We start from the raw sequence: 6,285 nt of genomic DNA, 5'->3' as shown, positions 1-6,285 counted from the left end.
CCGAGAGCTTGGCACCCAGCCTGCGCGAGCAGCTGTCGCGTGGCTCTGTTGCAAAGATTGGCGGCAGTCAGAGGTAGGCTGTCGCTCTGCGCCGATCAGGCGGCTGCTGCGAAATGGTGGTTGAGCATGCCCATGGCCTCCGTCAGCGCCGAGGGCCCAATGCCAAAAGCTCTCTCCACAAGGCGCACCTCGCCCCTGATGCCGGGCTGCAGGCACCAGGGGCGAGCCTGTCCTTTGCGCAGGGCTCGCATGACTTCGAATCCCTTGATCGTGGCATAGGCCGTGGGGATCGATTTGAAACCGCGCACCGGCTTGATCAGTATCTTGAGCTTTCGTGATCGGCCTCGATCACGTTATTGAGATACTTCACCTGCCGGTGGGCGTCTCCCGGTCCAGCTTTCCTTCGCGCTTCAATTCGGTGATCGCTGCACCATAGCTCGGCGCTTTGTCGGTATTGAGCGTGGCAGGCTTTTCCCAGTGCTTCAGGCCTCGCAGGGCCTTGCCCAGGAACCGCTTCGCTGCCTTGGCGCTGCGGGTCGGCGACAGGTAGAAAATCGATCGTGTCGCCCCGCTTGTCGACTGCCCGGTACAGGTAGGTCCACTTGCCCCGCACCTTGACGTAGGTTTCATCCAGGCGCCAGCTCGGATCAAAGCCACGCCGCCAGAACCAGCGCAGCCGCTTCTCCATCTCCGGTTTATGACGCGTACCTGACTTGTGTCTTTTGCCGCTCGTTGGCGACGAAATTCGATGGCTCATTGTTGGTCGAGCTGCCCAAATGGGGACTGTCTGATTAACGGTGGATCTGGTCTGGCCTGACCGAAAGGAAGGGCGATGACCGATGTCATCGAGATGATCGATCCTGTGACGGGAGAGATCATCGATGAGCAGCAGCTCGCGGAGCAGCTGCTGAAGCAGGCGAAGGAACAGGGTGTCGACCTCGTCGGCCCCGACGGGGTGCTGAACGGGCTCACCAAGCGGGTGCTGGAGACAGCGCTCGAGGCGGAGATGACCGAGCATCTTGGCTACGAGAAGCACGGCAACACGATCGCCGAGAACGCTCGCAACGGGATCCGATCGAAGACGGTGCTGACCGAGGTCGGTCCCGTCGAGATCGACGTTCCCAGAGACCGTGAGGGGTCGTTCGAACCGAAGATCGTCAAGAAGCGGCAGCGGCGCCTGACCGGCGTCGATGAGATCGTGCTGTCGTTGACCGCGCGGGGGCTGACGACCGGCGAGGTCGCGGCGCACTTCGACGATGTCTACGGGGCGTCGGTGTCGAAGGACACGATCTCGAGGATCACCGACAAGGTCATCGAGGAGATGACCGAATGGCAGAACCGTCCGCTGGATCGCGTCTACCGGTGGTGTTCATCGATGCTCTGGTGGTGAAGGTCCGAGACGGCCAGGTGCGGAACAAGCCGTTCTATATCGCCGTGGGCGTTACTGTGAACGGGGAGCGCGACATCCTCGGGATCTGGGCCGGCGATGGCGGGGAGGGGGCGAAGTTCTGGCTCGGCGTGTTGACGGAGATCAAGAACCGTGGCGCCGAGGACGTGTGCATCGTCGTCTGTGACGGGCTGAAGGGTCTGCCGGAATCGATCAACACCGCCTGGCCGCTCGCGACGGTGCAGACCTGCATCATCCATCTGATCCGCAACACGTTCCGGTTCGCGTCCCGCCACTACTGGGAAGAGATGGGCAAGGACCTGCGTCCTGTCTACACGGCGCCGACCGAAGCGGCCGCTCGTGAGCGATTCGTGGAGTTCGACGCGAAATGGGGTCAACAGTATCCGGCGATCAGCAAGCTCTGGCAGAACGCCTGGTCCGAGTTCGTGCCGTTCCTGGACTGGGACGTGGAAATCCGCCGGATCATCTGCAGCACGAACGCGATCGAGTCACTCAACGCCCGGTACCGCAGAGCAGTCCGGGCGCGCGGGCACTTCCCGAACGACGCCGCCGCGCTGAAATGCCTCTACCTCGTGACCCGCTCGCTTGACCCGACCGGGCGCGGCAGGGCACGCTGGGCGACGAGATGGAAGCCGGCGCTGAACGCGTTCGCGATCGCATTCGAAGGCCGAATCAACTAATGAACGCCAAACCAGATCCACCGTTTATCGGACACACCCCTCGCGTTCCTCGCCGGATACCAGACCCGCTCATTCGGGTCAGGTGAACAAGAAGCCGCGTCGATCAAAGCCGCCAGAATCATGGCCGACCTATACGAAGCGCTCGAAGGGTCAGGGTACGACGACCACGAAGCCTCGATCTTCCTCGTGCGCGTCCTGTTCGCTCTCTACGCCGACGACTCGGGCATATGGGAGCGTGACCTATTCACCGAGTTCATCGAGCTGCGCACCAGCACCGACGGCAGCGACCTCGGCGCACAGCTCACCATGCTGTTCCAAGTGATGAACCAGCCCAAGGAACGCCGCGCCTCCACCCTTGACGAACTGCTCGCACGATTCCCCTACGTCAACGGCCGCGTGTTCGCTGAACCACTCTCGATTCCCTCATTCGACCGAGTGATGCGTGACAAACTCGTCTCTGCGTGCGCGTTCAACTGGGCAAGCATCAGCCCCGCGATCTTCGGCTCCCTCTTCCAAGCAGTCAAGTCACCCGAGGCGCGCCGCGAACTCGGAGAGCACTACACCACCGAAACGAACATTCGGAAGACCATCGACCCGCTGTTCTTTGACGAACTCACCGAGAAGTTCGAAGCCGCACAACACGACACTAAAGCGCTCAAGAAACTGCGCGGCGAGCTGGCAGAGCTGCGGCTGCTCGACCCGGCGTGCGGGTGCGGTAACTTCCTCGTCGTCGCCTACCGTGACCTGCGCGCCCTTGAGCTGCGCATCCTGCTGCGGCTACAAGAACTCGGTGACACGTCGCAGATCCCGTTATTCTTCCAACGCGATGACCTCGCGGTGAAGCTTGAGCACATGGCCGGGATCGAGGTGGAAGAATGGCCTGCCAGAATCGCCTCGACCGCGCTGCGCCTCGTTGACCACCAAGCCAACATGCAAATGGAGCTTGCACTAGGCAAAGCCCCCGACACGTTACCGCTGGATACCATCACCGTTATTCACGTCGGTAACGCGCTGCGCATGGACTGGAACGAGATCGTTCCCGAGTCAGACGCAACCATCATTATGGGCAACCCACCCTTTATCGGCATGTCGTGGATGTCGAAAGAACAGCAAGCCGACAACCGGCACGTATTCGCACCCATCAGCGCCGCAAAAGGGCTGCGCACCGGCAGACTCGACTACGTGGCGTGCTGGTACGCGAAAGCCGCCGAGCTGGTCACCCTGCGCCCACAATCGCGGGTAGCGTTCGTGTCTACGAACTCAATCACCCAAGGCGAGCAAGCCCGCACCATGGTGCCACTGTTGGCCGGGATGGGGTGCGAAGTGGACTTCGGGCACCGCACCTTCAAATGGACTTCCGAAGCCCCCGGAGCGGCAGCGGTGCACTGCGTCATCGTCGGCTTTTCCAGCACACAACGCCCGAACAAGCGTCACCGCTTGTTCAGCTACCCCCGTATCACCGGGCAACCCATCGAGACCGTACCCGACCGGCTCAACTTCTACCTGTTCGACGGAGCCGACTACGTACCCGTGAAGCTCACCAAGCCGCTGATCGAGGGGATGCCGAACGCGCACAAGGGATCGCAACCGACGGACGGCGGGCATCTGTTGCTTGATGAAGCCGCGATGCGTGAAGCGGTGCAGATTCCCGAGGTAGCGCCCTACGTGAAGCGGTTCGTGCAAGCTCGCGACATGCTGCAAGGCTCACCCCTGCGCTGGTGCCTCTGGCTCGTTGACGCACAGCCTCAACACCTACGGCACCCGTTCATCCGGCAGCGCCTCGACCTCGTAGCCGAGTCGCGCCTGAAATCCCCCACCGTTTCGGTGCAGGAATACGCGGCCAAGCCCGCACTGTTCACCCAAAACCGTCAACCCGAGGGCAGCTACTTTGCCCTGCCCGAAGTGTCCTCAGAAAACCGGCGCTGGATACCCGGCCAGTTCTTCGACACCGACGTGATCGCAGGCAACAAGCTCATCATCTTCCCCGACGCGAAACCCTGGCACGCGGCACTCTTGCAATCGTCCATGTTCATGGCCTGGGTCGAAACCTTCGCCGGACGCCTTAAATCCGATATTTCTCTCTCGCCCGGCCTTGCGTACTTCCCGATCCCGTGGCCCGAACTCGACCAGCGGGCACAGCAGCAATTCACCGACCGCATCGACCAGGTATTCGAGGCGCGGGAGGCCTACCCCGAAGCGACGCTCGCAGACCTCTACGACCCCGCAGCGATGCCCGCGCAGCTCATCGACGCACACACCGCACTCGACCGCACCGTCGATAAAGCATTCGGTGCGGCCGCACTCCTGCGCTCCAACGACGAACGCCTTGCCCTGATCTTCGAGCGCAACAACACCCCATAGAACCGTGCTCATGTGCACGTGTGCACATGAGCACGGGCGAGTGTGGCAGCGCTCTACTCTCCCGCTGGTGTGAAGATTTCGCTAATCGGAATCATCGACCCCGCCCCGTCAAACGGGCACGCGCACGTCTCTTGCGTGAGCGCGGGAACCGGGGCAATGTAGATGCCCTTGATGCCACACGGCATACAGCCCCACAGCCGCACACCGTACCCGATAGGTTCAAGCCCGAGCTGCGCCAGACGCTCCGGCATGGCCGCGCAATCCCCCAGCGCAACCAGCATGCCCTCGTCTGCGTCGTCGGCCTCGACCTCGATCAGCACCGTCGGGTAGTGCGTTCCATCCGGAGCAACCGTGCCGCCCTCGTGAATCCTTCCCTTGCGCTCACTCATGAGTTCTCGCCCACCGGCGGCAGTGCTTCACGCAGCCGGGTAAACTCGTCAGTCTTCGCGCGCACAAGGTCTTTGTCTTGCGGGTCAACCGCGCGCACATCATCGTCGACGCGGTACTGAGCATCACGCCACCGCTGCTTCTCGGTGGCGTCCTGTGCGGCACGCTCGCGCGCCAGGTACTCCCCTTGCAGCCAGTTCGCCGCCTCACGCATCACGTCGTACACCATCGGGTTACGCGCGCTCGGAGGCTCTGTTGCAAAGATTGGCGGCAGTCAGAGGTAGGCTGTCGCTCTGCGCCGATCAGGCGGCTGCTGCGAAATGGTGGTTGAGCATGCCCATGGCCTCCGTCAGCGCCGAGGGCCCAATGCCAAAAGCTCTCTCCACAAGGCGCACCTCGCCCCTGATGCCGGGCTGCAGGCACCAGGGGCGAGCCTGTCCTTTGCGCAGGGCTCGCATGACTTCGAATCCCTTGATCGTGGCATAGGCCGTGGGGATCGATTTGAAACCGCGCACCGGCTTGATCAGTATCTTGAGCTTTCCGTGATCGGCCTCGATCACGTTATTGAGATACTTCACCTGCCGGTGGGCCGTCTCCCGGTCCAGCTTTCCTTCGCGCTTCAATTCGGTGATCGCTGCACCATAGCTCGGCGCTTTGTCGGTATTGAGCGTGGCAGGCTTTTCCCAGTGCTTCAGGCCTCGCAGGGCCTTGCCCAGGAACCGCTTCGCTGCCTTGGCGCTGCGGGTCGGCGACAGGTAGAAATCGATCGTGTCGCCCCGCTTGTCGACTGCCCGGTACAGGTAGGTCCACTTGCCCCGCACCTTGACGTAGGTTTCATCCAGGCGCCAGCTCGGATCAAAGCCACGCCGCCAGAACCAGCGCAGCCGCTTCTCCATCTCCGGGGCGTAGCACTGGACCCAGCGATAGATCGTCGTATGGTCGACCGAAATGCCGCGTTCCGCCAGCATTTCCTCAAGGTCGCGATAGCTGATCGGATAGCGACAATACCAGCGCACCGCCCACAGGATCACATCACCCTGGAAATGGCGCCACTTGAAATCCGTCATCGTTCCGTCCGTCCAATCTCCGCCAAGCATGCTCAAGCTTCACGATTTTTGCAACAGAGCCCTCGCCGCCGCACGGCGCGTCGGCGAACCCGACACCGAGGAGGTGATCGAACCCGACCTCCGAGCCCTCACCGCATAACCCCGAACACGAGGGATCACACGATCACCGATACACCCCGTCCGCGGCCTTGACCATCTGGCACGGATACGGATCTTGCGCCCAGCTCGGTTTAGCGACTGTGACATGAGTCGAGACGACGTGGCACCGCGAAGGCGAGAGTCCCACCTGGTTTGGTGGTTGGCTTCCCTCGTTAGCAGGCGTTCTGCGGCTGCTGCCCCAGCACGTTCAGCTCGCCTAACTAAATCTCGCGTTGAACACGAG

General features: G+C 62.1%; 4 protein-coding genes and 2 pseudogenes. 2 read left to right on the top strand and 4 right to left on the bottom strand.

What is annotated here, in order from left to right; translation table 11 throughout:
* Window positions 1-95: 95 nt before the first annotated feature.
* Window positions 96-700, bottom strand: a pseudogene (locus QN084_RS23370) (IS6-like element IS6100 family transposase); the annotation flags it as partial.
* Window positions 701-850: 150 nt separating this feature from the next.
* On the opposite strand from QN084_RS23370, the pseudogene QN084_RS23365 reads away from it, so the two are divergent.
* Together QN084_RS23365 and QN084_RS23360 are read left to right on the top strand one after the other, a co-directional pair.
* Window positions 851-2,088, top strand: a pseudogene (locus QN084_RS23365) (IS256 family transposase).
* A gap of 120 nt (window positions 2,089-2,208) precedes the next feature.
* Window positions 2,209-4,449: a class I SAM-dependent DNA methyltransferase gene (locus QN084_RS23360; protein WP_069696669.1), complete on the top strand. Its 2,241-nt coding sequence runs from the start codon at window positions 2,209-2,211 to the stop codon at window positions 4,447-4,449.
* Window positions 4,450-4,502: 53 nt separating this feature from the next.
* Here QN084_RS23360 and QN084_RS23355 read toward each other — a convergent pair whose 3' ends face one another.
* From QN084_RS23355 to QN084_RS23345, 3 genes are all read right to left on the bottom strand, one after another.
* On the bottom strand, window positions 4,503-4,838 hold the full coding sequence (locus QN084_RS23355; RefSeq protein WP_139126909.1) for a hypothetical protein: 336 nt from the start codon (window positions 4,836-4,838) through the stop codon (window positions 4,503-4,505).
* Entirely contained in the window at window positions 4,835-5,065 is a 231-nt protein-coding gene (locus QN084_RS23350) for a hypothetical protein (RefSeq protein WP_069696671.1), read from the bottom strand. The genes QN084_RS23355 and QN084_RS23350 overlap by 4 nt, the downstream gene beginning before the upstream one ends.
* Window positions 5,066-5,138: 73 nt before the next feature.
* A complete protein-coding gene (locus QN084_RS23345) occupies window positions 5,139-5,903 on the bottom strand; it encodes an IS6-like element IS6100 family transposase (RefSeq protein WP_001389365.1) in 765 nt (254 codons plus the stop codon).
* Between the last annotated feature and the right edge of the window lie 382 nt (window positions 5,904-6,285).

This window comes from Paenarthrobacter sp. R1 (genome assembly GCF_030264015.1).
Classification (GTDB): domain Bacteria; phylum Actinomycetota; class Actinomycetes; order Actinomycetales; family Micrococcaceae; genus Arthrobacter; species Arthrobacter ureafaciens.
This window is presented reverse-complemented; position numbering and strand designations above follow the sequence as displayed.

What these genes read in the sequence shown, in the direction of transcription:
- QN084_RS23360 (WP_069696669.1), top strand. Translation starts at nt 2,209, where the DNA reads ATGGCCGACCTATACGAAGCGCTCGAAGGGTCAGGGTACGACGACCAC.
- QN084_RS23355 (WP_139126909.1), bottom strand. Translation starts at nt 4,838, where the DNA reads ATGAGTGAGCGCAAGGGAAGGATTCACGAGGGCGGCACGGTTGCTCCG.
- QN084_RS23350 (WP_069696671.1), bottom strand. Translation starts at nt 5,065, where the DNA reads ATGGTGTACGACGTGATGCGTGAGGCGGCGAACTGGCTGCAAGGGGAG.
- QN084_RS23345 (WP_001389365.1), bottom strand. Translation starts at nt 5,903, where the DNA reads ATGACGGATTTCAAGTGGCGCCATTTCCAGGGTGATGTGATCCTGTGG.